Origin of the sequence: Bradyrhizobium sp. CCBAU 25338, assembly GCF_028128965.1 — a bacterium.
Classification (GTDB): Bacteria; Pseudomonadota; Alphaproteobacteria; order Rhizobiales; family Xanthobacteraceae; genus Bradyrhizobium; species Bradyrhizobium liaoningense.
Genome location: NZ_LFKY01000043.1, coordinates 812,618 through 835,683 on the forward strand (window position 1 = coordinate 812,618; position 23,066 = coordinate 835,683).

A 23,066-nucleotide genomic window follows, 5' to 3' on the forward strand; every position below is an offset into this window, starting at 1 on the left:
AACCGCGCGAGGCCCGTGCTAAATTGGGGCGCAGCGGAGTCTGCTGATGAAGCGAAGGATCGCCCTGACGGCACTTGGCCTTGCTCTGCTCGCGACAACGACGCGCGCGCAGGACATGATGCGCGATCTCGATCTGACATCACCCGCCATGGTCTCCGCCGAGATGAGCCGGCAGGATGTCGAGGCCGCGCTGGCCAAAGCGAGCGCCGGCGCGCCCGCCGATTTGACCGGCAAGCGGTTATCGGGGCTCGATCTCAGTGGTCTCGACCTGGCCAACGCAATTCTCCGTGCGGCACGGCTCAACAAGACGAAACTCGTCGGTGCTCGGCTTGATGGGGCGATCCTCGATCAGGCGTGGCTGCTGGATGCAGATCTCACGGGCGCGAGCCTGAAGGGCGCCAATTTGTTCGCGTCACAGATGGCACGTGCTCGCCTCGACGGCGCCGATATGACTGGGGCGCGCATCACGGCAGATCTCACCGGCGCGAGCATGGTCGGCACGTCGATCGCGGATGCGCATCTCGGTGCCGACATGCGCAACCAGTCGATGGGGCTGATGCGCGCGGTGCTGAGATCCGCCAATCTGGAACGGCTGAACGCGCGCAACGCCGATTTGTCACGCGTCGACCTTGAATTCGCCGTCCTCAGGGGCGCCGACCTGAGCGGTGCATCGCTGAAAAACGCCCAACTCGGCGGAGCCGATCTGACCGGCGCCATCGTCATCGACGCCGATTTCGACGGCGCCGATCTCGCCTCGGCGAAGCTGATCGCGCCGAACGGCCTTGACCGCGCCAAGAATTTCGACAAGGCAAAGAACCGCGAACGCCTGATCAGGGAATGACGGCGCGCCTGTGGGAGGACTGCTTGATGCGTTGGGTTCTGGCATTGATCGCGTTGTTGACGCTTGCCGGCGACGCCGCCGCGCAGGCCAAGGGGAAGGGCATAAGGCTCTGGAACCTGACGGCGGAGACGATCTCCGGTTTCCAGCTCGCGCCGGCCGGCAAGACCGACTGGGGTCCGAACCAGTGCTTGAACGACAAGGACAAGGAGGTCGACCACGACGAGCGGCTGCGCATCACCGGTGTCGAGCCCGGCCGCTATGACGCCAAGGTCAGCTATCCCGATGCGCGGCAGTGCATGGTCCGCGACATCGAGATCAAGGCGGACGCCGTGTTCTCGATCGCCGACAAGGATCTGAAGGACTGCACGAAGTAGCGCGGGCGCCCTATGCCCGGTCGTTCGGGTGTGGATATTCGCAGCGCCACCGCACCGCCTGCCACTTCGGATGCTCGCCGATCCATTGCGCGATATAGGGCGGCGCGGCCATCACGCATTGGCGGGGCGACCCGGAATAGTTGAACACCAGATGCTGCTCCTCGCAGGTAGCAGGCGAGAGCACCGCACACACAGTCACCACCAGGTCGATCGGGTTCATGCCAGTATCCTCTCGCAAGGGGGCGCTGGAGATTAGCACGAAAGATTACGTTGCAAAGGAGGGGGAAGTTTCAGGCGAGCGTGAGGAATGGCGATGGGAACTGCCTCCATCCCTTGCTGCCCTTGCGACGCGCCGAATTCTCGAGGTCATGCCCGTGCTTGTCCCCGCCATGACGGTCTCGCAGCTAGAAGTTGATCCCGAACACCATCCGGGCCTGGTGCCGCTCGAAATTGACGAGGTCGAGATTGCCGCCCGATCCGGCCGGGCGTCCCCAAGCCTGCATGCTCCAGCTCAAGGTCAGCCGCGAGCGCTCGGATAGCTGAAAATATGCGGTGGGGCCGACGAACAGGGCCTGGCCTGAAAATTCTCCGAGGCCGATCCCCTCATATTGCCGGAAATAGCGCAACTCGCCACCGAGCAGCACATTCGGCCGCACGCGCGCCAAGCCAGCAAACGCGGCGCCGATCGTTGAGCTCTTCTCGGATTTTCCTCCAACCTCGAGGCGCGCCCATTCCGGTTGATAGATCAGGTTGAGGGCGCCGATGGCGAAGTTCGGGATCAGTTCGCGGTCGAAGGCCAGCGTGAACTCGGTGCCGTACATTCGCCCTTTGGCGCCGCTGGTCTCGTCAATGCGGTCGCCGTGCAGCTCGGCAGCGATAGTAAGGCCGAATGGCGCCCGGTCGCGATCCAGCAGGCGGTAGCGCAGGTCGAGCGAGGCACCCTGGAAGTTGAACTGGCGGCGGTCGTCGATATCAGGGACGCCCGTGATGTCGTGCAAGCTGGCGGTGCCGCCGACCTCGATACGAAAATTCGGCAGTGGCACCAACTCGATCTCGACCTCGTGCTCGAGCGCGCGATACGCCGCCCCGCCTTTGCCGAAGCGCCCTGTCGTTTGGGTCTGGAATTCGCGCTCGCCGACATTGCCGACATCGGTGCCGATCAAGAAGCCGAAAATATGCTCGGTATCAAAGCCTTCCTCGGCGCTGCTGCGTGCCGGCGCCAGCACGATCGCGCACCCGATCACCATCCAGAACTTACAGGTTCTGCCGCCCATCCCGTGCCCCGAAGGCGCGCCGCCGTGACGCGGCAGCAACGCTCACCGAGCATCAGCGTAACACACTGCGGCAGAGCACGGTCGAGATTTTGCACGGTCGAGATTTTGGTGGAGAGGTCGAAGCCTGTGCACGTGCCGCCTCGCGTCCATCGCGAACCACGATGAGGCCATGCGGAAATCCGACACTGCCGCGGCTTCGACGGCACTCGCCATCGAAGCCGCGGCAGGTCGTCAGTCCTACTTGCGCGAAGCGCAGGCGTACATGTTGATTTCCATGCCGACCGGCACTTCCACGATCTTCGGAGCTTTCCAAGCCATTCGGGTCTCCCAAGGTATTGAGCGCGACATCGCGCAGCGCAAAACGTAGGGCTGCGTCAGGTGCAGTTCAAGCCTGGATTCGACTGCCGAACTCGTCTGTGTCGATTCTTCGCGGCTGCATTTCTCTCTCGGACAACGCCAGTTCCCTCTTGGTCAAACACGACCAGCGAGACAACAACTTGTGCAACGCACCGCGCGCCTAATCGACAACGGTGCCGTCAGCAGCCCTTGTCGGCCATTTCGGTATTCGGCTTGGCGCCTTCGGCGCGTTGGGCCGCGGTCGGCTCACTCTGCATTTGCCGCTGCGCATCCTCGGACGAAGCCGGCGTGTCACCGCTTGCACGATTCATCGTGCTGGTCGGCGGATGCTGGCTGGTATCACCCGTTGAACTGGACGAGTGCGATTGAGCGGAGCCCACGGTGACCGGACCAGAGCCAGCATCCTTGTCGGTGCTGGCGCTACCGGTGTTGCACGGGCCGGCGACGGCAACGCCGGCGCTCAATGTCAGAATGGCGCAGGCGGCAAGAACGGAACGTTTTGTGTTCATCTGCAACTCCTCTTCGCCCGCCGCGCAGCCCCGGCGCCAGGCAGGACGTTGCGGAGAAAACAGGCCGAGCAGCCCGATGTTCCCAAGCGTCAGGCCGGAATGATCGCAAACACGGCCCTCGTCAGGTCAGTTCCGAGTGCGCCTTCTCACCGTAACAATCGCAGCAGGGTGCGGCCGGCGCGCGAGTTCAGCTCCTTCGCATCCAGCGTTCCGTCCTTGTCGGGATTCGCCGCATTGAAGCGTTGCTCGACCACGGACAGATATTCGTCGAGCGTAAGCGTCCCGTCGCGGTCAGGATCGGCGGCGGCGAGCTCTTTCGCCGACAACCGTCCGCGCAATTCGCGCGCATCAAGCGTGCCGTCACGATCGGGATCGAGCTTTGCGAACATTGCGGCGGCCGCCTTCTTCACCTCCGCAAGATCGAGCGTGCCGTCATTGTCGGTGTCGAACAACTTGACCGCGTTGCCAGAGGCCGACCACGCCGGACCGGCTGACAGTGCAATCGTAAGCGAAAGGGCAAGGGCAATTGAACGACGCGAAATCATCTAGACCTCCCTGACGATGAGCCCCGAATCGACGGGGACAGAAACGACATAAATCCGCAAGCGGGCCTTGGTTCAAGTCCGGACTTGCAACTTGCGCGCGCCACAACCCGGGAGAACCCGGCCGTGCGCCCGGCGCGCCTGCACCCCGGGACTGCTTCGTACCGCGGAATTTTCTCAGCGTCTCCGCACAAGTGGAAGTGGTTTCGTAAGGTTTCCGTAAGGCGACCGACACCCCGCGTCCAACGATATCGGCACGGCACTTACGACTTTCGTATTGACGTGTTTTGCTTTCAGGCGGAGTGTTGCAATCGCAGCGTCAAAAGGCGCGCATATTGGGAGGAACGGATGAAACGCTTTGCGATGGCCGCAGGCCTCGTCATGCTTGCGTCAACCTGTGCAAATGCACAAACCACCGAGCAGCTGGTCAAGGGTGCGACCGACACGTCGAACGTTCTCAATTATGGAATGGGCTACAATCTCCAGCGGTTCTCGACGCTGAACCAGATCAACAAGGATACGGTCAAGAACCTCGTCCCGATCTGGAATTACAGCTTCAATGACGATCGTAGCGAGGAATCCCAGCCCATTGTCTATCAGGGCGTCATCTACGTGACCTCGCACAATGCCACCATGGCCGTCGATGCCAAGACCGGCAAGCAGATCTGGAAGAGCAAGATCGAGTATCCCGCCGAGACGCCGAGAATCGTCTGCTGCGGCATCATCAACCGTGGCGTCGCGATCCATGAAGGTAAGCTGTTCCGTACGACGCTCGATGCGAACGTGATTGCAATCGACGCGAAGAACGGCAAGGAGCTGTGGCGGCAGAAGGCGGCCGACATCAAGGAAGGCTATTCGATGACGGTGGCCCCGCTGGTTGCCGACGGCGTCGTCATCACCGGCGTCTCCGGCGCCGAGTTCGGCACCCGCGGCTTCATCGACGGCTGGGATCCGGCGACGGGCAAGCACCTCTGGCGCACCCACTCGATCCCCTCGCCGGACGAGCCCGGCGGCGACACCTGGAAGGGCGACACCTGGAAGCTCGGCGGCGGCTCGACCTGGATCACGGGCTCTTACGACCCCGAGCTGAACACGGTCTATTGGGGCATCGGCAATCCCGGCCCGTTCAATTCGGCGGTGCGCCCCGGCGACAATCTCTACACCTGCTCCGTGCTGGCGATGGATCCCAAGACCGGCAAGATCAAGTGGCACTACCAGTTCTCGCCGAACAATCCGTTCGACTACGACGCCGTGGCCGAGATGGTGCTCGCCGATGTGAACGTCGAGGGCAAGCCGACCAAGACGCTGATGAATGCCAACCGCAACGGCTTCTTCTACGTGCTCGACCGCACCAACGGGAAGCTGCTCGCGGCCAATCCGTACGTGAAGGTCAACTGGGCGACCGGGATCGACATGAAGACCGGGCGTCCGATCGAGACCGACGTTTCCAAGGACGCGCGCGAGGGCAAGAAAGTGACGGTCTATCCGTCCATCCTCGGCGGCAAGAATTGGGAGCCGATGTCGTTCAATCCGCAGACCGGCCTCGCCTATGCCAACACGCTCAACTTCGGCGGCAAGTACAAGGCGGAGCCCGTCACCTTCAAGCAGGGTGAATGGTATCTCGGCATGGACCTGACCGATCCCTGGGAGTTCGGGGACGGACCGCGCGGCCACCTCAAGGCCATCGACCCCATGACCGGCAAGTCGAAATGGGAAGCGCCGAGCGACATTCCGCGCTTCTCGGGCGTGCTGTCGACGGCCGGGGGCGTCGTGTTCTCGGGCGCACTGACCGGTGAGTTCGAGGCCTTCGACGCCGATACCGGCAAGAAGCTCTGGCAATTCCAGACCGGGTCCGGCATCGAGGGACAGCCGGTGACCTGGCAGCAGGATGGCGTGCAGTATGTTGCTGTGACGAGCGGCTACGGCGGCGTCTACTCGTTGTTCTCCGGCGACGAACGGCTTGCCAAGGTGCCTCCCGGCGGCTCGCTCTGGGTCTTTGCGGTCAAGCAATAACCACGGCACGATGCTGAGAGAAGTATCACACAGGACGGTGGCGACGATCGCCACCGTCGCGGTGCTGACGGTCGCGCTTGCGGCGACCGTTCGCGCCGCGGATGACGCAACCGGCAATCCACTGCAGGCGCAGATCGACCATGGCAAGTCGACCTATGCCGAGAAATGCTCACACTGCCATGGCCCCAACCTGATGAACTCCGGCACCATCACGCCGGACCTGCGCGTCTTCCCCGACGACAAGGCGCGGTTCGTCACAACGGTCAAGAACGGCAAGAACAACAAGATGCCGCCCTGGGGCGACATCCTCAGCGACGACCAGATCGGGGATCTCTGGGCCTTCATCTCCAGCCGGAGGAAGCCATGACGGACCGTCGCATTGCATGGACCGTCGCGGCCTTTCTTTCCACGATGGCATCGGCCGCTTTTGCGGCCGACGATCCCCTGAAGATCTGCCTCGACGAGGACCGGCCGCCGCTCTCGGTGCACCACCGCGGTCAGCCGGAGGCCGGCTTCGACGTGCTCCTGGCCAAGGCGATCGCGGAACGGCTCGGACGGCCGCTGGCAATCCAGTGGTTCGAGAGCAGGCTGGATGAGGATTCGAGCCCGCCGCTCGAAGCCAACGCGCTGCTCTCGGATGGGCGCTGCTCGCTCGTCGGCGGCTACGCGCTGACGCAGGACTCGCTCGTCGCCCCCGGGATGAAGACGGCGCGCTTGCCGGATTTCGCCGGGGCCACACGCGACGATCGGCGCCGCCGCGTCCCGCTGGGCGTGCTCGCGCCGAGCCGGCCTTACGTCTATTCGCCGATGACGGTGGTGCTCGGGCCGAAGGCCCGCGGCCGGAAGATCGGCGACATCGGCGATCTCGCCGGCCTTCGTCTCGTCATCGAGAGCGGGTCGCTCGGCGACGCCATCCTGATGAGCTTCGACAAGGGCCGACTGATCGACAGCATCACCCATCTCGTCCCCGGTCGCGACGACCTCATCGGCGCGCTCCAGCGCGGCGACCATGACGCGACGCTGATCGATCTTGCCCGCTTCGACGCCCATCGCGCCGCGCACCCCGACACGGCGATCACGGCGTCCGGCTACTACTACCCGATCGGGGCCAATCGCGGCTATGTCGGGCTCGCCAGCGATGGCGCGCTGATCGAGGCCGTCAACAAGGCGCTCGGCCAGCTTGCTGCCGAAGGCAAGATCGCCGAATTCGGCAAGCAGGCCGGCCTCACCTATCTGCCACCGCGGGAGCCAGCGATTCTGGGCGACGTCTGGACGCAAATCATTCAGCGGTGATTGCAAGGGCGCTGATGCCCCGGACGGCACGCAGTGACGCTCCGCAGAACCTGCGCCCGGTACGCCGCGCGGCGCAGCAGCGCACCGCTGTAGTCGCGTTGCGCTGCGTCCGGAGACGAACTCCCTGCGCGCTGCGCACGCATCATGCGCCAATCTGTCTCGCCTGCCGGCCATGCCCGGCGCCAGCCTGATGCAGTAGGTTCCGCAGAAATCCGGGAGAGAATCATGTCCGCCAAACTCGATCGCCGCCACTTCATCGCCGCCGGTACCGCTGCACTGGCGATGCCATTCGTCGTCCGCGGCGCCTCGGCGCAAGGCACGTGGCCGGCGCGGCAGATTCGCATGATTTGCAGCTATCCCGCCGGCGGACAGACCGACCTGCTCGCGCGCGCCTATGGCGAATTCATCTCCAAGCAGGTCGGCAAGACCGTCGTCGTCGAGAACAAGCCCGGCGCCTCCGGCGCGATCGGCACGGCGGAGGTCGCCCGCGCCGAGCCCGACGGCCACACCATCCTGTGCTCGATCTCGACGACCTACATCATGAACCGGGTGGTGATGAAAAATCCCGGCTACGACATGGACAAGGACCTGACGCTCGTCAGCGTCATTCCCGGCGCCGGCCTGCTGCTGGTGGCGAACCCGAAAACCGGGGTCAAGACGCTGGAGGATTTCGTCGCCTTCGCGCGCAAGAGCGGCAAGGTGAACTTCGGCACCTACAGCGCGGGCTCGGCCCCCCACATGACGATCAACGAGCTCAACAAGCAGTACGGCCTCAATATCGAGCCGGTCCATTATCGCGGCGAAGCGCCGATGTGGACGGGCATGCTCGAAGGCACGCTCGATGCCGCCATGGGCAGCTACACGGCCGCGCAGTCGGTCCTGCAAAGCGACCGCGGCACCGTCTTCGCCGTGCATTCGAAGAAGGTCGACGCGATCCCGAACGTGAAGACGTTGCCCGAACAGGGCGCGACGTCAAAATTCTTCACCGTGAGCGGGTTCACCGGCTGGGCCGTGCCGAAGGCGACGCCGCAGGCGGTAGTCGATCGCATCGCCGAGCTCTGCGTCGCCGCCAACGGCGATCCGAAGGTGAAGGAGGTTCTCGCGACCTTCGTGCTCGAACCCGCAATCGGCTTCAAGGAAACCAATGCGCTGTATCAGCGCGAGCTGCCGATCTGGATCGAGAGCGCAAAGTCGCTCGGCCTCGAGCCGGCCTGACCTTCACGCCATTGCCGGCACGCCGGTTGCTCCCCTTCCGGCCCGGAGTCCGACCAAAGCCCAGTGTCGGAGGCGCGTTTTCCCGCTATGATTGTACCCTCTGCGGACAAGGAGGGCCGATCCCATGACACCGGATGCCGTCGCCGTCGCCGTTATGATCATCCTGCTCTTTCCAATGAGCTATTTCACGCTGGCATCGCCGGCCTTCCTGCTGGTGAGGCTCGATATCCAGCCCGTTGCCCAATTGCTGCGCGGAATGTTCAACGCTCATTTTCTGGTAATGCGCGTCGTCGGCATCATCGGGACGGTGGCTCTCCTCCTCGACGGTCGCCCGCTTGCTGCCGTTGGCGTCGGCATGATCGCAGCCCTGGCGATCTGGGGACGACGCCGCTTCATGCGACGGGTAGACGCCCAGCTCAGCGCGAGGGACGCCGGGGATGCCGCTGCCGCACGACGGTTGCGCCGGCTGCACTGGAGCGCGATGCTGGGGAACGCGGTGCTGCTGGTCGCTTTGGTGGCCGGCATTCCCTACATCGCAACGTCGGCATGAGCTTTCGCCGACGCCGCGCGAGTTGGCTCAAGACGTCTAAAGCATGATCCGGAAAAGTGCGCAGCGGTTTTCCAAAAAGATCATGCTTAAACAACAACCTAAAGCGCGATGACGATTCATCCTAATCGCATCGCGTTTAGTGCCCGCCCGAGTTCGCGGTGCCCTGCTGCGCCTTGTGGATCGAGGACGGTACCACGCCGAAATATTTCCGGAACACCCGGCTGAAATGCGATGAGCTGGAGAAGCCCCACGAGAACGCGACGTCGGTGATGGTCTTGCCGGCGTGGGCCTCGAGCTCCTGGCGGCAGTTCTGCAACCGCGCCTGCCAGATGTAGTCGCTCACCGTGGTGCCGCGCTCCGAGAACAGCATGTGCAGGTAGCGCTTGGAGCAGCCGAGCTCGGCCGAGATCTGGTCGATGCACAGATCCGGATCGCGCAAGTGCTCACGGATGAAGAACTGCGCGCGCACATACATCGCTTCGGGCCCGACACGATCGAACATCGTGTCGGCCTCGCGCAGCGGCAGCAACAGCAGGTCGATCAGGGAATCAGCGACGCCGACCGCGCTGTTCGCCGACAGCTTTGCCGCCTCGTCGAAGGTCGCATGGACGAAATCATGGGCGATCCTCCCCGTGCCGGTTTTTGAGGACAGCTTGCAGGCGGGCATCCGCTGCGACGGGAATCCGCGGTCGCGCAGCAGTGCCTTCGGCACGATCACCACGTCGTGACGCGTGAAGGCCGGGCTGATGATCGAATGCGGGCAGGAGACATCATAGGCGATGATGTCGCCGGGATTGATTTCGATGTGACGGCCTTCCTGTTCGAAATAGGACACCCCGTAGGTCTGGAAGTGGATCTTGATGTACGGGTGTTCATTGGCCTTGGCGCGCGCGAGCGTGTGCGCGATGCGATGCTGGCTCACCTCGATCTGGCAGAGCTTCAGGCGTGACACGCTGGTGTAGTCGATGCGACCTTCCAGCGAGGACGCCTCCAGCGGATCGACGTCGAAATGCCCACACAAGCTCGTCAGCCCATCGATCCAGCTCTGGATCTGCCGCTTCGGCGTCATTCCGGTCGTCGAGAGCGTGTGAATTGTGTCGGACATTAATCCAGCCACTGGTTTGATCCGGAGATTCGACGCGAATCGCGACCAGCGCTGCCGGAGCCCTCAGCCGTGATTGCGTGACGTTTACCTCGAATTCGAGCGATCTTGTGGAACAGCGCCACCGTTCCATTGCCACCCTTAAGATTTAATCCTCCGCCTTAGTTGCAGCGCCGTCAAGGGGAACCTGAGCGTTGAGCGCGGCCCGCCGCGGCGCGGAAACGACTGAATTCGCTACTGCAAAATCAAAATCTTTGCCCCCGTGCGCTGTCGAGCAAACCGGCTTCTCTCTTGGGCAAGTTTCCCAATGGCGAAGTGGTTAGGGATTGCCGCAGGAACAATAAGAACGGGCCGCTCCTGCACGTGGACCCGTGGCTCTCATCAGGAGGAGGAAACAGCACAGCATCGTTTCTGGTCCCAATCGCGACCGCCCTGCACGAGCTGACGCCGGACGAGAAGCCCGGTGATTGAGCAATGCTTCGGAAACAATAAACGAGACCAACGGAGGAATGACTATGCGCAAGGTGCTACTGGCGACCTATCTCGGCTCCGCGGCGGCTCTCGCCGTCGGCAGCGCTTCAGCCAACGACGAGCTGATCAAGATGTCGCAGAACCCGAAGGACTGGGTGATGCCGGCGGGTGACTATGCCAACACCCGCTATTCCAAACTGAACCAGATCAACGCTCAGAACGTCGGCAAGCTCCAGGTCGCCTGGACTTTCTCGACCGGCGTGCTGCGCGGCCATGAAGGCGGCCCGCTGATCATCGGCAACATGATGTACGTCCACACGCCGTTCCCGAACAAGGTCTACGCCATTGACCTTTCCAACGAGAACAAGATCGTCTGGAGGTACGAACCGAAGCAGGATCCGAACGTCATCCCGGTGATGTGCTGCGACACGGTCAATCGCGGCCTGTCCTACGGGGACGGCAAGATCATTCTGCATCAGGCCGACACCAATCTCGTCGCGCTCGACGCCAAGACCGGTCAGGTCGCGTGGTCGGCAACCAACGGCAATCCGGCGAAGGGCGAGACCGGCACTTCGGCGGCCCTGGTCGTCAAGGACAAGGTCATGGTCGGCATCTCCGGCGGCGAGTTCGGCGTGCAGTGCCACCTCACCGCATACGACCTCAAGACGGGCAAGCAGGCCTGGCGCGCCTATTCCGAAGGTCCGGACGATCAGATCAAGCTCGATCCCGCCAAGACAATGTCACTCGGCAAGCCGGTCGGTGCGGATTCCTCGCTGAAGACCTGGCAGGGCGACCAGTGGAAGATCGGCGGCGGCTGCACCTGGGGCTGGATCTCCTACGATCCCGCTCTGAACCTCGTCTATTACGGGTCGGGCAATCCCTCGACCTGGAACCCGAAGCAGCGTCCCGGCGACAACAAGTGGTCGATGACGATCTTCGCGCGCGATGCCGACACCGGCATGGCGAAGTGGGTCTACCAGATGACGCCCCATGACGAGTGGGACTATGACGGCGTGAACGAAATGATCCTCACCGATCAGCAAATCAACGGTCAGCCCCGCAAGCTGCTGACGCACTTCGACCGCAACGGCCTCGCCTACACCATGGACCGCGAGACCGGCGAATTGCTGGTCGCCGAGAAGTACGACCCGAAGGTGAACTGGACCAGCGGCGTCGACATGGACAAGAACTCGCCGACCTACGGCCGTCCAAAGGTCGTAGCTCAATATTCGACGGAGCACGGCGGAGAGGACAAGAACACGAAGGGCATCTGCCCGGCCGCGCTCGGCACCAAGGACGAGCAGCCGGCAGCCTACTCGCCGGACACGCAGCTGTTCTACGTCCCGACCAACCACGTCTGCATGGACTACGAGCCGTTCAAGGTGAGCTACACCGCGGGCCAGCCCTATGTGGGCGCGACGCTCTCAATGTACCCGCCTCCGGGTGAAAGCCACATGGGCAACTTCATCGCCTGGGACAACAAGACCGGCAAGATCGTCTGGTCGAACAAGGAGCAGTTCTCGGTCTGGTCGGGTGCGCTCGCAACGGCAGGCGGCGTGGTGTTCTACGGCACGCTCGAAGGCTACCTGAAGGCAGTCGACGCCAAGTCCGGCAAGGAGCTCTACAAGTTCAAGACTCCCTCGGGCATCATCGGCAACGTCACCACCTATGAGAACAATGGCAAGCAGTACGTTGCCGTGCTCTCCGGCGTCGGTGGCTGGGCCGGCATCGGTCTGGCGGCAGGTCTGACCGATCCGACCGCCGGTCTCGGCGCAGTCGGTGGTTATGCGGCCCTCAGCAACTACACGGCACTCGGCGGTACGCTGACCGTGTTCTCGCTGCCGAACTAGGCCTCGCTCTGCATCGCTCCGGCGCGTGGACCAACTCCACGCGCCGGCTCGTCTCCCACCGGGTCCCACCGGGCTCCTCGAGGAAAAATCTCTTGCGTAAAATCTGCTCTGTCATTGCTGCGATGATCTTGGTTGCGTCCGGAGGAATTGCGGTCGCGGACGGTCCGGGCGACCCCACCGCAGTGAAGAAGGAAGACGACGGAAAATGGCTCGATAAGGAAGGGGTTCCGACCTACAAGATTTCGGCCGACGGCACCGTGGACTGGTTCACCTATTCCGGATACCGCCGCTATCATTCCGACTGCCACGTCTGTCATGGCCCCGACGGCATGGGCTCCACCTACGCGCCAGCGCTGAAGGATTCCATCAAGAGCATGAGCTATGGCGACTTCCTGGGCGTGGTCGCCTCCGGCCGCAAGAACATCTCGACCGCGCAGGAGAACGTCATGCCTGCTTTCGGCGACAACCCGAACGTCGCCTGCTACATGGACGACCTGTACGTCTATCTGCGCGCCCGCTCCACCGAAGCATGGGGCCGGCAGCGTCCCGCCAAGAAGGAGGAGAAGACAGAGGCGTACAAAAAGGCGGAAGACGCCTGTATGGGCAACAAATGAACGTTACGAGGACTGCCGAGACCACCTCTTGGCGTCCTATGAGAATCTGAGGAGTCTTACTATGAAAACACGTGCCGCCGTCGCCTTCGAGGCCAAGAAGCCGCTCGAAATCGTCGAAGTCGATCTGGAAGGCCCAAAGGCCGGCGAGGTCCTGGTCGAGATCAAGGCCACGGGCATCTGCCATACCGACGCCTACACGCTCGACGGCTTCGACAGCGAGGGAATCTTCCCGTCGATCCTGGGGCATGAGGGCGCGGGCATCGTCCGCGAGATCGGCCCGGGCGTGACCTCGGTGAAGCCGGGCGATCACGTCATCCCGCTTTACACGCCGGAATGCCGGCAGTGCAAAAGCTGCCTCAGCCGCAAGACCAATCTCTGCACCGCGATCCGTGCGACGCAGGGCAAGGGCGTGATGCCTGACGGCACCAGCCGTTTCTCCTACAAGGGCAAGCCGATCTACCACTATATGGGCTGCTCCACCTTCTCGAACTTCACCGTGCTGCCCGAGATCGCGGTTGCCAAGATCCGCGAGGACGCGCCGTTCGACAAGAGCTGCTACATCGGCTGCGGCGTCACCACCGGCGTTGGCGCCGTGGTCAACACCGCCAAGGTCGAGCCCGGCGACAACGTGATCGTGTTCGGCCTCGGTGGCATCGGCCTCAACGTGATCCAGGGCGCCAAGATGGCCGGCGCCGACAAGATCATCGGCGTCGACATCAACGATTCCAAGGAGGAGTGGGGCAAGCGGTTCGGCATGACCCATTTCGTCAACCCAAAGAAGGTGACCGGCGACATCGTCCAGCACCTCGTCGGCCTCACCGATGGCGGCGCCGACTACACCTTCGACTGCACCGGCAACACCACGGTGATGCGGCAGGCGCTGGAAGCCTGCCATCGCGGCTGGGGCACCTCGATCATCATCGGGGTTGCCGAAGCCGGCAAGGAGATCGCCACCCGCCCGTTCCAGCTCGTCACCGGACGCAACTGGCGCGGCACCGCCTTCGGCGGCGCGCGCGGCCGCACCGACGTGCCGAAGATCGTCGACTGGTACATGAACGGAAAGATCCAGATCGATCCGATGATCACCCACGTGCTCAAGCTCGAAGAGATCAACAAAGGCTTCGATCTCATGCACGAGGGCAAATCCATCCGTTCAGTCGTCGTGTTCTAGCTCGCAGACATCACACCAAGGAGGATCGACCCATGACTGTTGCACTCCATCCCTCAATCGACAACGGCATCAAGCAAGGCAGCGGCAACTTCGCCGGCGGCACGCTGGTCTGCAAATGCACGGACCATCCGGTCAAGGTCGGTATCAAGGGCGACGTCGCTCACAACCACGCCTGCGGCTGCACCAAGTGCTGGAAACCGCAGGGCGCGACCTTCTCCGTCGTCGCCGTGGTGCCGCGCCAGAACGTCACCGTGCTCGAGAACGGCGACAAGCTCCAGATCGTCGATCCCTCGGCGGTGATCCAGCGCCACGCCTGCAAGGCCTGCGGCACGCACATGTACGGCCGCATCGAGAACAAGAACCACCCGTTCTACGGCCTCGACTTCATCCATCCCGAATTGTTCCAGGAACAGGGCTCGCAGGCGCCGCAATTCGCCGCCTTCGTCTCCTCGGTGATCGAATCGGGCGTGAAGCCCGAGCAGATGGCAGGCATCCGTTCGCGGCTGAAGGAGATCGGGCTCGAGCCCTATGACTGCCTGTCGCCGGCACTGATGGACGCGATCGCGACCCATGTCGCGAAAGCCAAGGCCGCCTGAGCGGGGCCGCCGAGCCTTCGCCGGGTCCCCCATCCGCTCGCTGGCGCCTGCCGTTGCCAGCGAGCCGGACCGGTCGCCGTCCTGGGACCAGCGCGGTGATGCCGCCGCTTCTGCACCAGACATGCATGAGGGCCATCAGTTCCTCAGTCCTGGTCTCTGAATGACTGCGCAGGGCCGCCCGCCTCCCGCTTGAAGCTCGCGGAGCCTGCGTTTCTCCCTCCCTCGACTGAGGCATCCTGCTTCGTCCGCGCAGTTCCTGGCGGACGAAGCTTTTTTTGCTTGGGCCCGTTGCAGAGTCGCGCAGCGCGATGACCACGCCCTGCTTTTGACAAACCATCGATGCAATCTTTTCCCGGTGAGAACACTCGGCTGTGAACGCCGAGCCGGAGCGATCCCTGTTACGATCGCGCCGTCACGATGCCGCGCGAATACAATCAATCAAGAACAATACGGGAGGTATCGAGCACATCTCCAGACATCGCCATTGGCGTTCCTGCCCCTTTCGGGATTTGCCCGCGCGGGACGACGGCGGAATGCGGCGAGACGACGCGTGAACCGTCGCCAACGGCGTCGGCAAACTTTGCATTTGGCATGCTTATGAAGAGCGAGGGACGATCATGATCAAGGTGAAGATCAACGGCCAGGAACAGAGCTGGGACGGCGACCCGGACCTCCCGCTACTCTGGTTCCTGCGTGACGAGGCCGGGCTGACCGGCACCAAATACGGTTGCGGCCAGGCCCTGTGCGGCTCCTGCACCGTCATCGTCGACAAGGAGGCCGTGCGGGCCTGCATCACGTCGGTGAACGACGTCGCCGGACGCGAGGTCACCACAATCGAGGGATTGCATCCCAACGGCGATCACCCGGTGCAGAAGGCCTGGCGCCAGGTCAACGTGCCCCAATGCGGCTTCTGCCAGGCCGGCCAGATCATGCAGGCCGCAGCCCTCCTGATGGACAACCCGAAACCCTCGCATGACCAGATCCGCGAGGCGATGTCGGGCAACATCTGCCGCTGCGGCTGCTACCAGCGCATCGAGAACGCCGTCCATCTCGCATCGACGGGAGTGTGACATGAACTTCATCGACAATCCCCGCAAGCTTCGCGGCTTCGAGAAGCATATCAGGGTCGAGAAGGTCTCCCGCCGCAGCATCCTGAAGGGGCTCGGCGTCACCGGCGGCTTCGTCCTCGCCGCCCCCGTGATGTCGCGCCAGGCGTTGGCCTATGAGACCGGCGCCGGCAAGATGCCGCACGGTGTCGTGGTCGATCCGCGCGTGTTCGTTTCGGTCGCCCCGGATGGCATCGTCACCATCATCGGGCACCGTTCGGAGATGGGCACCGGCGTGCGTACGAGCCTGCCGCTGATCGTGGCCGAGGAGATGGAAGCCGACTGGTCGAGGGTCAAGGTGCAGCAGGCCCATGGCGACGAGGTCAAGTTCGGCAACCAGGACACCGACGGCTCGCGCAGCACGCGGCACTATTTGATGCCGATGCGCCAGATCGGCGCCTCCGCCCGCACCATGCTGGAGCAGGCTGCGGCGAAGCGCTGGGGCGTGCCCGCGACCGAGGTCAAGGCGATCAACCACGAGGTCGTCCACAGCGCCAGCGGCCGCAAGCTGGGTTTCGGCGAGCTCGCCGCGGATGCAGCCAAGGAATCGGTGCCGAGCATCGAAGGTCTCAAGCTGAAGGATCCCAAGGACTTCCGCTATCTCGGCAAGGGTCAGGTCGGCATCGTCGATCTCCACGACATCACCACCGGCAAGGCGCGTTACGGCGCGGACGTCCGCTTGCCCGGCATGAAATATGCCGTGATCGCGCGCCCGCCCGTCACGGGCGGCAAGCTGGTCTCGTTCGATCCGGACGCGGCTCTCAAGATTCCCGGCGTCGAGAAGGTCATGCAGGTGCGCGGCTGGCCGTGGCCCTCGAAGTTCCAGCCGCTCGGCGGCGTCGCCGTGATCGCGCGCAACACCGGCGCGGCGATCAAGGGCCGCGACGCGTTGAAGCTGGTGTGGGACGACGGTCCGAACGGCAAATACGACTCCGTCGCCTATCGCAAGGAGCTCGAGGAAGCCTCGCGCAAGCCCGGCCTCGTCCTGCGCAAAGAGGGCGATGCGGACGCCGCCCTAAAGAGCGCCGACAAGGTGATCGTCGGCGAGTACTACATCCCGCATCTCGCCCATGTCGCCATGGAGCCCCCGGTCGCGGTCGCCAACGTCAAGGGCGACAAGGCGGAGATCTGGGCGCCGGTGCAGAGTCCCGGCGGCACCCGCGAGGACGTCGCCAAGACGCTGGAGATCCCCGAAGGCAACGTCACCGTCAACGTGACGCTGCTCGGCGGTGGTTTCGGTCGCAAGTCGAAATGCGACTTTGCGCTCGAGGCCGCCCTGCTGTCCAAAGAGCTCGGCGCGCCAGTGAAGGTGCAGTGGACACGCGAAGACGACCTCCACAACGGCTTCGTGCACACCGTCTCGGTCGAGCGGATCGAGGCCGGTCTCGACAAGAGCGGCAAGGTGGTCGCCTGGCGCCACCGCAGCGTGGCTCCCAGCATCGCCTCGACCTTTGCCGCCGGCACGTTGCATCAGGCCCCGTTCGAGATCGGCATGGGCCTTGTCGATATGCCGTTCGAGATCGCCAACATCTCCTGCGAGAATCCGGAAGCAGCCGCGCACACCCGCATCGGCTGGTTCCGCTCGGTCTCGAACATCCCGCGGGCCTTCGCGGTGCAATCGATGGTCGGCGAGATTGCGCAGGCGACCGGCCGCGACCAGAAAGACATGCTGCTCGAGCTGATCGGCTCGCCTCGCATCGTCAAGCCGAACGTGAAGGACCTTTGGAACTATGGCGAGCCCCAGGACAGCTACCCGATCGACACCGCGCGCCTGCGCAAGGTGGTCGAGCTGGTCGCCGAGAAGGGCGAGTGGGGGCGCAAGATGCCGAAGGGCCACGGTCTCGGCATCGCAGTGCACCGCAGCTTCGTCAGCTACATCGCGACCATCATCGAGGTCGCCGTCGACGACAAGGGTAAGCTGACGGTGCCGCGGGTCGACACCGCGATCGATTGCGGCACCTATGTCAACCCCGAGCGCATCGCTTCGCAGGTCGAGGGCGCCGCGATCATGGGGCTCAGTCTCGCCAAATACGGCGAGATCACCTTCAAGGACGGCAAGGTGCAGCAGAAGAATTTTGACGACTTCCAGGTCGTCAGGATCGACGAATCTCCTGTGGTGACCAATGTCTACATCGTGCCGCCGGGGCCCGAAACGCCGCCGAGCGGGGTTGGCGAGCCCGGTGTTCCCCCGTTCGCGCCGGCCCTGATCAACGCGATCTTCGCGGCGACGGGAAAACGCATCCGCTCGCTTCCGATCGGCAAGCAATTGGAGGCGTGAAACGGAACACAAACGGCCTCGCGCCGTTTGCATCGATCTGACAGGAGCAGATCGATGAACAAAATCTCAAGGGCGCTCGCAGTCTCACTGTCGGGCGCCTTTCTTTTGACCACCACCGGTGCGTTCGCGCAGGGGAGCACGACTCCGCCGACAACGGCCACGCGCCCCGCTACGCCGAACCAGACTTCGCTCCCCAACGCCAATGCCCCGCCCGCTTCGACCACGCAGACGACGGGAAAGCACAACCCGGATCCGAAGATCCGTGAGATGAACCAGAAGGAAAAGGACAAGGTCGAGCGCGTCGGCAAGTAGCGGTTTGACGACTGCATCGCCACCTACTCCCACAAGCGGAGAAGGGGGCAGTTTCGGCCCGCACGCAATTTCACCACACGCGAGAATGCGGCGGACGTTGCCGTCCGCCGCATTCACCACCCCCCTTGCTGCTCCGCTACGTTCGATCCGCCCGCGGAGCTATTTCTTCAGCGCGAAGACCCAGATGACCCCGCCTTGGGGCACATTGGCTTCGATGCCGATATTGTTGGTCACGAGTGCATCCTGGATACGCTGTGCGTCCACGCCCCATCCCGACTGGATCGCGATGTATTGCGTGCCGTCGATCTCATAGGACACCGGCATGCCAACGATGCCGGAGTTGGTCTTCTGTTCCCACAGAAGTTCGCCGGTCTTGGCGTGGAAGGCTCGGAAGTTGCGGTCGTTTGTCCCGCCGACGAAGACGAGATCGCCCGCCGTCGCCGTGACGGAGCCGAACAGCTGCGACTTCGGAAAGTTGTGCTGCCACACCTTCTTGCCCGTGGCGGGATCCCAGGCCTGAAGCTCGCCGAAATGATCCGCGCCCGGCCTCGTCTTCAGGCCGATGTCCTCCGGCTTGGTGCCGAGCCAGAGCTCGCCCGGCTTGAGCGGGACCTTCTCGCCGGTGAATCCGCCGCAGAAATTCTCATTGGCAGGCACGTAGACGAGGCCGGTCCTCTGGCTGTAGGCGGCCGACGGCCAATCCTTACCGCCCCACAGCGACGGACAGAACTCGACGCGCTTGCCGATCACCGGCTTGTGCGCGGGATCCACGATCGGCTTGCCGGTCTCGTCGATGCCCTTCCAGACGTCGGTATAGACGAACGGCCAGCCTGCGACGTAGTTGATCTTGGTCGGCGTGCGCTCGAGCACCCAGAAGATCGCGTCGCGTCCCGGATGGACCAGGCTCTTGATGGTGCGACCGTTGCGTTGCAGATCGATCAGCATCGGCGCCTCGACCTCGTCCCAATCCCAGGAATCGTTCTGGTGGTACTGGTGATAGGCCTTGATCTTGCCGGTGTCGGGATCGAGCGCGAGCACCGATGCAGTATAGAGATTGTCGCCGGGATGGGTCTCGCCGGGCCATGGCGCCGCGTTGCCGACGCCCCAATAGATCGTCTTGGTCTCCCTGTCGTAATTGCCGGTCATCCAGGCCGAGCCACCGCCGTTCTTCCAGTCGTCGCCCTGCCAGGTGTCGTGACCGGGCTCGCCTTCGCCGGGGATGGTGTAGGTCCGCCACAGCTCCTTGCCGTCCTTGGCATCATAGGCCACGATATAGCCCCGTACGCCGAACTCGCCGCCGGACCCGCCGACGATGACCTTGCCGTCCACGATCAACGGCATCAGCGTCAGGTACTGGCCCTTCCTGTAGTCCTGCACCTTGGTGTCCCACACCACCTTGCCGGTCTTGGCATCGAGCGCGACCACATGGTCGTCCGTGGTGGCGAGGTAGAGCTTGTCCTCCCACAGGCCGACGCCCCGGTTGGTCGGATGCAGCTGAAACAGATCGTCAGGGAGCTGCCGCTTGTAACGCCAGTATTCGTCGCCGGTCTTCGCGTTCAGCGCGATCACCTGCCCCATTGGGGTCGTCACGAACATCGCGCCATTGTTGACGATCGGCGGCGCTTGGTGGCCTTCGACCACACCGGTGGCAAAGGTCCAGACCGGCGTGAGGCTCTTCACGTTCGAGGTGTTGATCTGGTCGAGCGGACTATAGCCCTGCCCGTCATAGGTGCGCCGATAGAGCATCCAATTGCTCGGCTCCGGATTCTCCAGCCGCTGCGCCGTGACCGGTGTGTAGTTCTCGATCGGGCCCGATACGGCGGCGGTCGAGGCGAGGCAGCTGAAGGCGACGAAGCCGGACAGTAACCATTGCTTCCTTGCCATGGAAGTTTTCATGGACGTTCCCCTTTTTCATCCGTTTGAATTCTTGTTGTGAATTCTTGTCGTTCGTCCCATCGTCCGCCCATCGGCGGACGCGGCCTCTCGTGACGCGGGCACGGCCCCGCAACCGTCCATCATCCTGGCTGTGCGCCACCTACCTTTCCGACGAAATTGCCGGCGACGCTGAGCGATCCGCCAGCCAGCGCCAGAGGCAATGCTGCGAGCCGTCGCGGCGCCGGTCCGAACACGACCTGCGCGCCCGCGCGAGGGTCGTATTCGGAATTGTGGCACATGCACTTGAACACCTCCTTGTCGCCGACATCACTCTTCACCCAGGCGGTGACAGGACAGCCCGCATGCGAGCAGATCGCCGAATAGGCGATGATGCCGTCGACAGCACGCGCGCGGGTCTTTTCGTCGAGCTCGGCGGGATCGAGCCTGATGATCAGGATCTCGTTGAGCCGCGAGGCGCTGCGCACCACCGATGTGTTGGGATCCCTCGGCCAGGCATGGAGCGGTGGACCGCCGGCCTTCAGATCGGCCGTGGTGATGATCTTCCCCTCCTGCTCGCCTTCGGAGAAGACGAGCAGATCGCCCTTCTGCGGCCGCTCGTCGGCGCCGGGCGGATCCTCGCCTGCACGCGCCGGCGGGGAACAGCCGAGGCACGCGGTGGTCGCAAGCGCGCCGAGCAGCAGCGTCCGTCGCGTTTGCTCGGTGCCCGCGTCGGCTTCAGCTTCCGCTATGCTCTCGGACGGTGATGAATTGACGTTGAACGGTGCGCTCGACATGCCCGCTAGCAGGCGCTGGAACTCTGCCGAAAACAAGGCAAAGAATTGGCGCCGCAGTGCATCAATATGTCTTTGCTCGCGATGATTGAATGATACTAAACGCGTTCAAGCGCGTTTTCGCAAATTCTACATCGCATCACGCGAACCGCATGATGATTTTGCAGATCAGACCGATGATGTTGGAATTGGTGCAGCGCGCCATCGCGAGATGCGCGGCGCGCGTCCTCAGCGTTTCTGAGGCAGGCATTTTGTATTCAGGGCCTGAGCACGTGACGCGGCGATGCGATGCGACCTGCGACAGTCGCCGAAGCCATCTCGAAACTGTCGGCGATACGACGCGCCTTGTCGATGAACAGCGCAGCCGCCGCCGGCGGGCAGACCTCGCGCGCGGTCTGCTCGAACAGATCGAGCCAGCGGTCGAAATGATCTCCAACCAGATTCAGCGGCAGATGCGCCCGCATCGGCGAGCCATGATAGCGGCCGCTCATCAACACCACCGAGGACCAGAAGTCCCTGAGCTTGGCGAGGTGCTCGTCCCAATTCTGCACGATGGCGAAGACCGGACCAAGCAGCGCGTCCTCGCGCACGCGTCCGTAGAAGCGGGTGACGAGTTCCCCGATCATCTCCTCGGTGATCCCGGTGCGCTGGATCGCATCCTGGGTCAACAGGTTCCGCCGCGCGGCCGCAGCCTCGCGCTCGGCCTTCAGTCGATCCGACATGTCGCTTGTTATCCGTTCTATGTTCCCGCAGGCCGCCCATTCGACATTGTCGGGTCAATTGCGCACGGCGTCTTTGTCGCAGGGCAAATTGCGGGATCTGGCGGCGGACGTTTGAGTGTCCGCCGCCGATGCCTTCATCAGGCGCTATAGGTGTAGAAGCCCTGCCCGCTCTTGCGGCCGAGATGGCCGGCATCGACCATCTCTTTCAGCAGCGGGGCTGGCCGATATTTAGGATCGTTGAAGCCCTTGTAAAAGACCTCCATCACCGAAAGCATGGTGTCGAGCCCGACCAGATCGGCCAGAGCCAGCGGCCCGATCGGATGGTTGCAACCGAGCTTCATGCCGGCGTCGATCTCTTCCGCCGTCGCAATTCCCTCCTGGAGCGCGAAGATCGCCTCGTTGATCATCGGGCACAGGATGCGGTTGACGGCGAAGCCCGGGCTGTTCTTTGCCGTGATCGCCACCTTGCCGACGCGCTTGGCGAAATCGAGCGCCTTGGCATGGGTATCGTCCGAAGTCTGCAAGCCCCGGATGAGCTCGAGCAGCGCCATCACCGGCACCGGGTTGAAGAAGTGCATGCCGATGAACCGGTCGGGACGATCGGTTGCGGCTGCGAGCTTGGTGATCGAGATCGACGAGGTGTTGGTCGCGACCAGCGTGCGCGGCGACAGCGTGGCGCAGAGATCCTTCAGGATCTTGACCTTGAGCTCCTCGTTCTCGGTCGCGGCCTCGATGACCAGATCGCAATCCGAGAGCTTCGCCCGGTCGGTCGTGCCGGTGATACGCTTGAGCGTCGCCTCGCGGTCGGCCGCCGACATCTTCTCCTTCTTGACCAGGCGCTCGAGGCTGCCGCCGACGGTCGAAAGCCCGCGGTTCACCGCCGCATCGGAAATATCGACCATCACGACCGAGAGTCCGGCCGCAGCGCAGACCTGCGCGATGCCGTTCCCCATGGTCCCAGCCCCGATGATGCCAACGGTTTGGATCATTGCGTCACATCCTTCATCTTTGCGGGCGAGCCAGGAGCGGCCCGGCCCTATTGTTGCTGCATCAGGGTCTAGCACCACCACCCGACGGGTGCGACCTGATCCTGTCCTTTCCTTAGTGCATCCACGGGCGGAATAAAGCCGTCCACGGCCGTGCCGCGCCAGGATCTGGGCTCTTCCTACCGGAATCTGCCGGATCTTGTGCCCTGCCCCCAGCAACCCAA

General features: G+C 63.4%; 24 protein-coding genes. 14 read left to right on the top strand and 10 right to left on the bottom strand.

Annotation, left to right across the window (positions count from 1 at the left end):
• Positions 1–46: 46 nt before the first annotated feature.
• Both ACM42_RS37570 and ACM42_RS37575 read left to right on the top strand, forming a co-directional pair.
• Entirely contained in the window at positions 47–841 is a 795-nt protein-coding gene (locus ACM42_RS37570; protein WP_271533479.1) for a pentapeptide repeat-containing protein, read from the top strand.
• Positions 842–867: 26 nt separating this feature from the next.
• A complete protein-coding gene (locus ACM42_RS37575; RefSeq protein WP_271533480.1) occupies positions 868–1,215 on the top strand; it encodes a hypothetical protein in 348 nt (115 codons plus the stop codon).
• A gap of 10 nt (positions 1,216–1,225) precedes the next feature.
• Here the strand turns inward: ACM42_RS37575 and ACM42_RS37580 are convergent, their stop codons facing one another.
• From ACM42_RS37580 to ACM42_RS37600, 5 genes are all read right to left on the bottom strand, one after another.
• Positions 1,226–1,435 carry a hypothetical protein gene (locus ACM42_RS37580; RefSeq protein WP_271533481.1) on the bottom strand — a complete coding sequence of 70 codons (210 nt, stop codon included), beginning with the start codon at positions 1,433–1,435 and terminating at the stop codon, positions 1,226–1,228.
• A gap of 184 nt (positions 1,436–1,619) precedes the next feature.
• The gene (locus tag ACM42_RS37585; protein WP_271533482.1) at positions 1,620–2,489 is read right to left on the bottom strand and encodes a hypothetical protein; all 870 of its coding nucleotides are present in this window, start codon (positions 2,487–2,489) and stop codon (positions 1,620–1,622) included.
• Between the two features lie 237 nt (positions 2,490–2,726).
• Positions 2,727–2,807: a pyrroloquinoline quinone precursor peptide PqqA gene (pqqA, locus tag ACM42_RS37590; protein WP_008562446.1), complete on the bottom strand. Its 81-nt coding sequence runs from the start codon at positions 2,805–2,807 to the stop codon at positions 2,727–2,729.
• Between the two features lie 218 nt (positions 2,808–3,025).
• Positions 3,026–3,355: a hypothetical protein gene (locus ACM42_RS37595; RefSeq protein WP_271533746.1), complete on the bottom strand. Its 330-nt coding sequence runs from the start codon at positions 3,353–3,355 to the stop codon at positions 3,026–3,028.
• A 146-nt stretch (positions 3,356–3,501) separates the two neighbouring features.
• Complete coding sequence (locus ACM42_RS37600) at positions 3,502–3,900, bottom strand: EF-hand domain-containing protein (protein ID WP_271533483.1); 399 nt, start codon at positions 3,898–3,900, stop codon at positions 3,502–3,504.
• A 345-nt stretch (positions 3,901–4,245) separates the two neighbouring features.
• On the opposite strand from ACM42_RS37600, the gene ACM42_RS37605 reads away from it, so the two are divergent.
• The 5 genes from ACM42_RS37605 to ACM42_RS37625 all read left to right on the top strand — a co-directional run bounded on the left by ACM42_RS37605 (position 4,246) and on the right by ACM42_RS37625 (position 8,968).
• Positions 4,246–5,910 carry a methanol/ethanol family PQQ-dependent dehydrogenase gene (locus ACM42_RS37605; protein WP_271533484.1) on the top strand — a complete coding sequence of 555 codons (1,665 nt, stop codon included), beginning with the start codon at positions 4,246–4,248 and terminating at the stop codon, positions 5,908–5,910.
• A gap of 10 nt (positions 5,911–5,920) precedes the next feature.
• Positions 5,921–6,277 carry a c-type cytochrome gene (locus ACM42_RS37610; protein ID WP_271533485.1) on the top strand — a complete coding sequence of 119 codons (357 nt, stop codon included), beginning with the start codon at positions 5,921–5,923 and terminating at the stop codon, positions 6,275–6,277.
• Positions 6,274–7,203, top strand: coding sequence for a substrate-binding periplasmic protein (locus ACM42_RS37615; protein WP_271533486.1), 930 nt, complete (start codon positions 6,274–6,276; stop codon positions 7,201–7,203). Before ACM42_RS37610 ends, ACM42_RS37615 begins: the two co-directional genes overlap by 4 nt.
• Before the next feature lie 225 nt (positions 7,204–7,428).
• Positions 7,429–8,418: a Bug family tripartite tricarboxylate transporter substrate binding protein gene (locus ACM42_RS37620; protein ID WP_271533487.1), complete on the top strand. Its 990-nt coding sequence runs from the start codon at positions 7,429–7,431 to the stop codon at positions 8,416–8,418.
• 124 nt (positions 8,419–8,542) lie between these two features.
• Positions 8,543–8,968, top strand: coding sequence for a hypothetical protein (locus ACM42_RS37625; RefSeq protein ID WP_271533488.1), 426 nt, complete (start codon positions 8,543–8,545; stop codon positions 8,966–8,968).
• 136 nt (positions 8,969–9,104) lie between these two features.
• Here the strand turns inward: ACM42_RS37625 and ACM42_RS37630 are convergent, their stop codons facing one another.
• Complete coding sequence (locus ACM42_RS37630; protein ID WP_028177980.1) at positions 9,105–10,073, bottom strand: helix-turn-helix domain-containing protein; 969 nt, start codon at positions 10,071–10,073, stop codon at positions 9,105–9,107.
• 512 nt (positions 10,074–10,585) lie between these two features.
• Between ACM42_RS37630 and xoxF5 the strand changes: the two genes are divergently transcribed.
• The 7 genes from xoxF5 to ACM42_RS37665 all read left to right on the top strand — a co-directional run bounded on the left by xoxF5 (position 10,586) and on the right by ACM42_RS37665 (position 18,468).
• Positions 10,586–12,391, top strand: coding sequence for a lanthanide-dependent methanol dehydrogenase XoxF5 (gene xoxF5, locus ACM42_RS37635; RefSeq protein ID WP_271533748.1), 1,806 nt, complete (start codon positions 10,586–10,588; stop codon positions 12,389–12,391).
• Between the two features lie 122 nt (positions 12,392–12,513).
• The gene (locus ACM42_RS37640) at positions 12,514–13,005 is read left to right on the top strand and encodes a c-type cytochrome, methanol metabolism-related (RefSeq protein ID WP_271533750.1); all 492 of its coding nucleotides are present in this window, start codon (positions 12,514–12,516) and stop codon (positions 13,003–13,005) included.
• Positions 13,006–13,066: 61 nt separating this feature from the next.
• Entirely contained in the window at positions 13,067–14,176 is a 1,110-nt protein-coding gene (locus ACM42_RS37645) for an S-(hydroxymethyl)glutathione dehydrogenase/class III alcohol dehydrogenase (RefSeq protein ID WP_061883481.1), read from the top strand.
• 32 nt (positions 14,177–14,208) lie between these two features.
• Positions 14,209–14,772 (top strand): S-(hydroxymethyl)glutathione synthase, encoded by a 564-nt coding sequence (gene gfa / locus ACM42_RS37650; protein ID WP_028177984.1) that lies wholly within the window; start codon positions 14,209–14,211, stop codon positions 14,770–14,772.
• A gap of 617 nt (positions 14,773–15,389) precedes the next feature.
• A complete protein-coding gene (locus ACM42_RS37655) occupies positions 15,390–15,842 on the top strand; it encodes a (2Fe-2S)-binding protein (protein ID WP_271533489.1) in 453 nt (150 codons plus the stop codon).
• A gap of 1 nt (position 15,843) precedes the next feature.
• Positions 15,844–18,156 carry a xanthine dehydrogenase family protein molybdopterin-binding subunit gene (locus ACM42_RS37660; RefSeq protein ID WP_271533490.1) on the top strand — a complete coding sequence of 771 codons (2,313 nt, stop codon included), beginning with the start codon at positions 15,844–15,846 and terminating at the stop codon, positions 18,154–18,156.
• Positions 18,157–18,210: 54 nt separating this feature from the next.
• Positions 18,211–18,468 (top strand): hypothetical protein, encoded by a 258-nt coding sequence (locus ACM42_RS37665; RefSeq protein ID WP_271533491.1) that lies wholly within the window; start codon positions 18,211–18,213, stop codon positions 18,466–18,468.
• A 159-nt stretch (positions 18,469–18,627) separates the two neighbouring features.
• Here ACM42_RS37665 and ACM42_RS37670 read toward each other — a convergent pair whose 3' ends face one another.
• The 4 genes from ACM42_RS37670 to ACM42_RS37685 all read right to left on the bottom strand — a co-directional run bounded on the left by ACM42_RS37670 (position 18,628) and on the right by ACM42_RS37685 (position 22,845).
• A complete protein-coding gene (locus ACM42_RS37670; protein ID WP_271533752.1) occupies positions 18,628–20,352 on the bottom strand; it encodes a methanol/ethanol family PQQ-dependent dehydrogenase in 1,725 nt (574 codons plus the stop codon).
• Positions 20,353–20,483: 131 nt separating this feature from the next.
• Positions 20,484–21,137 (bottom strand): QcrA and Rieske domain-containing protein, encoded by a 654-nt coding sequence (locus tag ACM42_RS37675; RefSeq protein WP_271533492.1) that lies wholly within the window; start codon positions 21,135–21,137, stop codon positions 20,484–20,486.
• Between the two features lie 254 nt (positions 21,138–21,391).
• Positions 21,392–21,856 (bottom strand): group III truncated hemoglobin, encoded by a 465-nt coding sequence (locus ACM42_RS37680; protein WP_271533493.1) that lies wholly within the window; start codon positions 21,854–21,856, stop codon positions 21,392–21,394.
• Between the two features lie 137 nt (positions 21,857–21,993).
• Positions 21,994–22,845: a 3-hydroxybutyryl-CoA dehydrogenase gene (locus tag ACM42_RS37685; protein ID WP_271533494.1), complete on the bottom strand. Its 852-nt coding sequence runs from the start codon at positions 22,843–22,845 to the stop codon at positions 21,994–21,996.
• Positions 22,846–23,066: the final 221 nt, after the last annotated feature.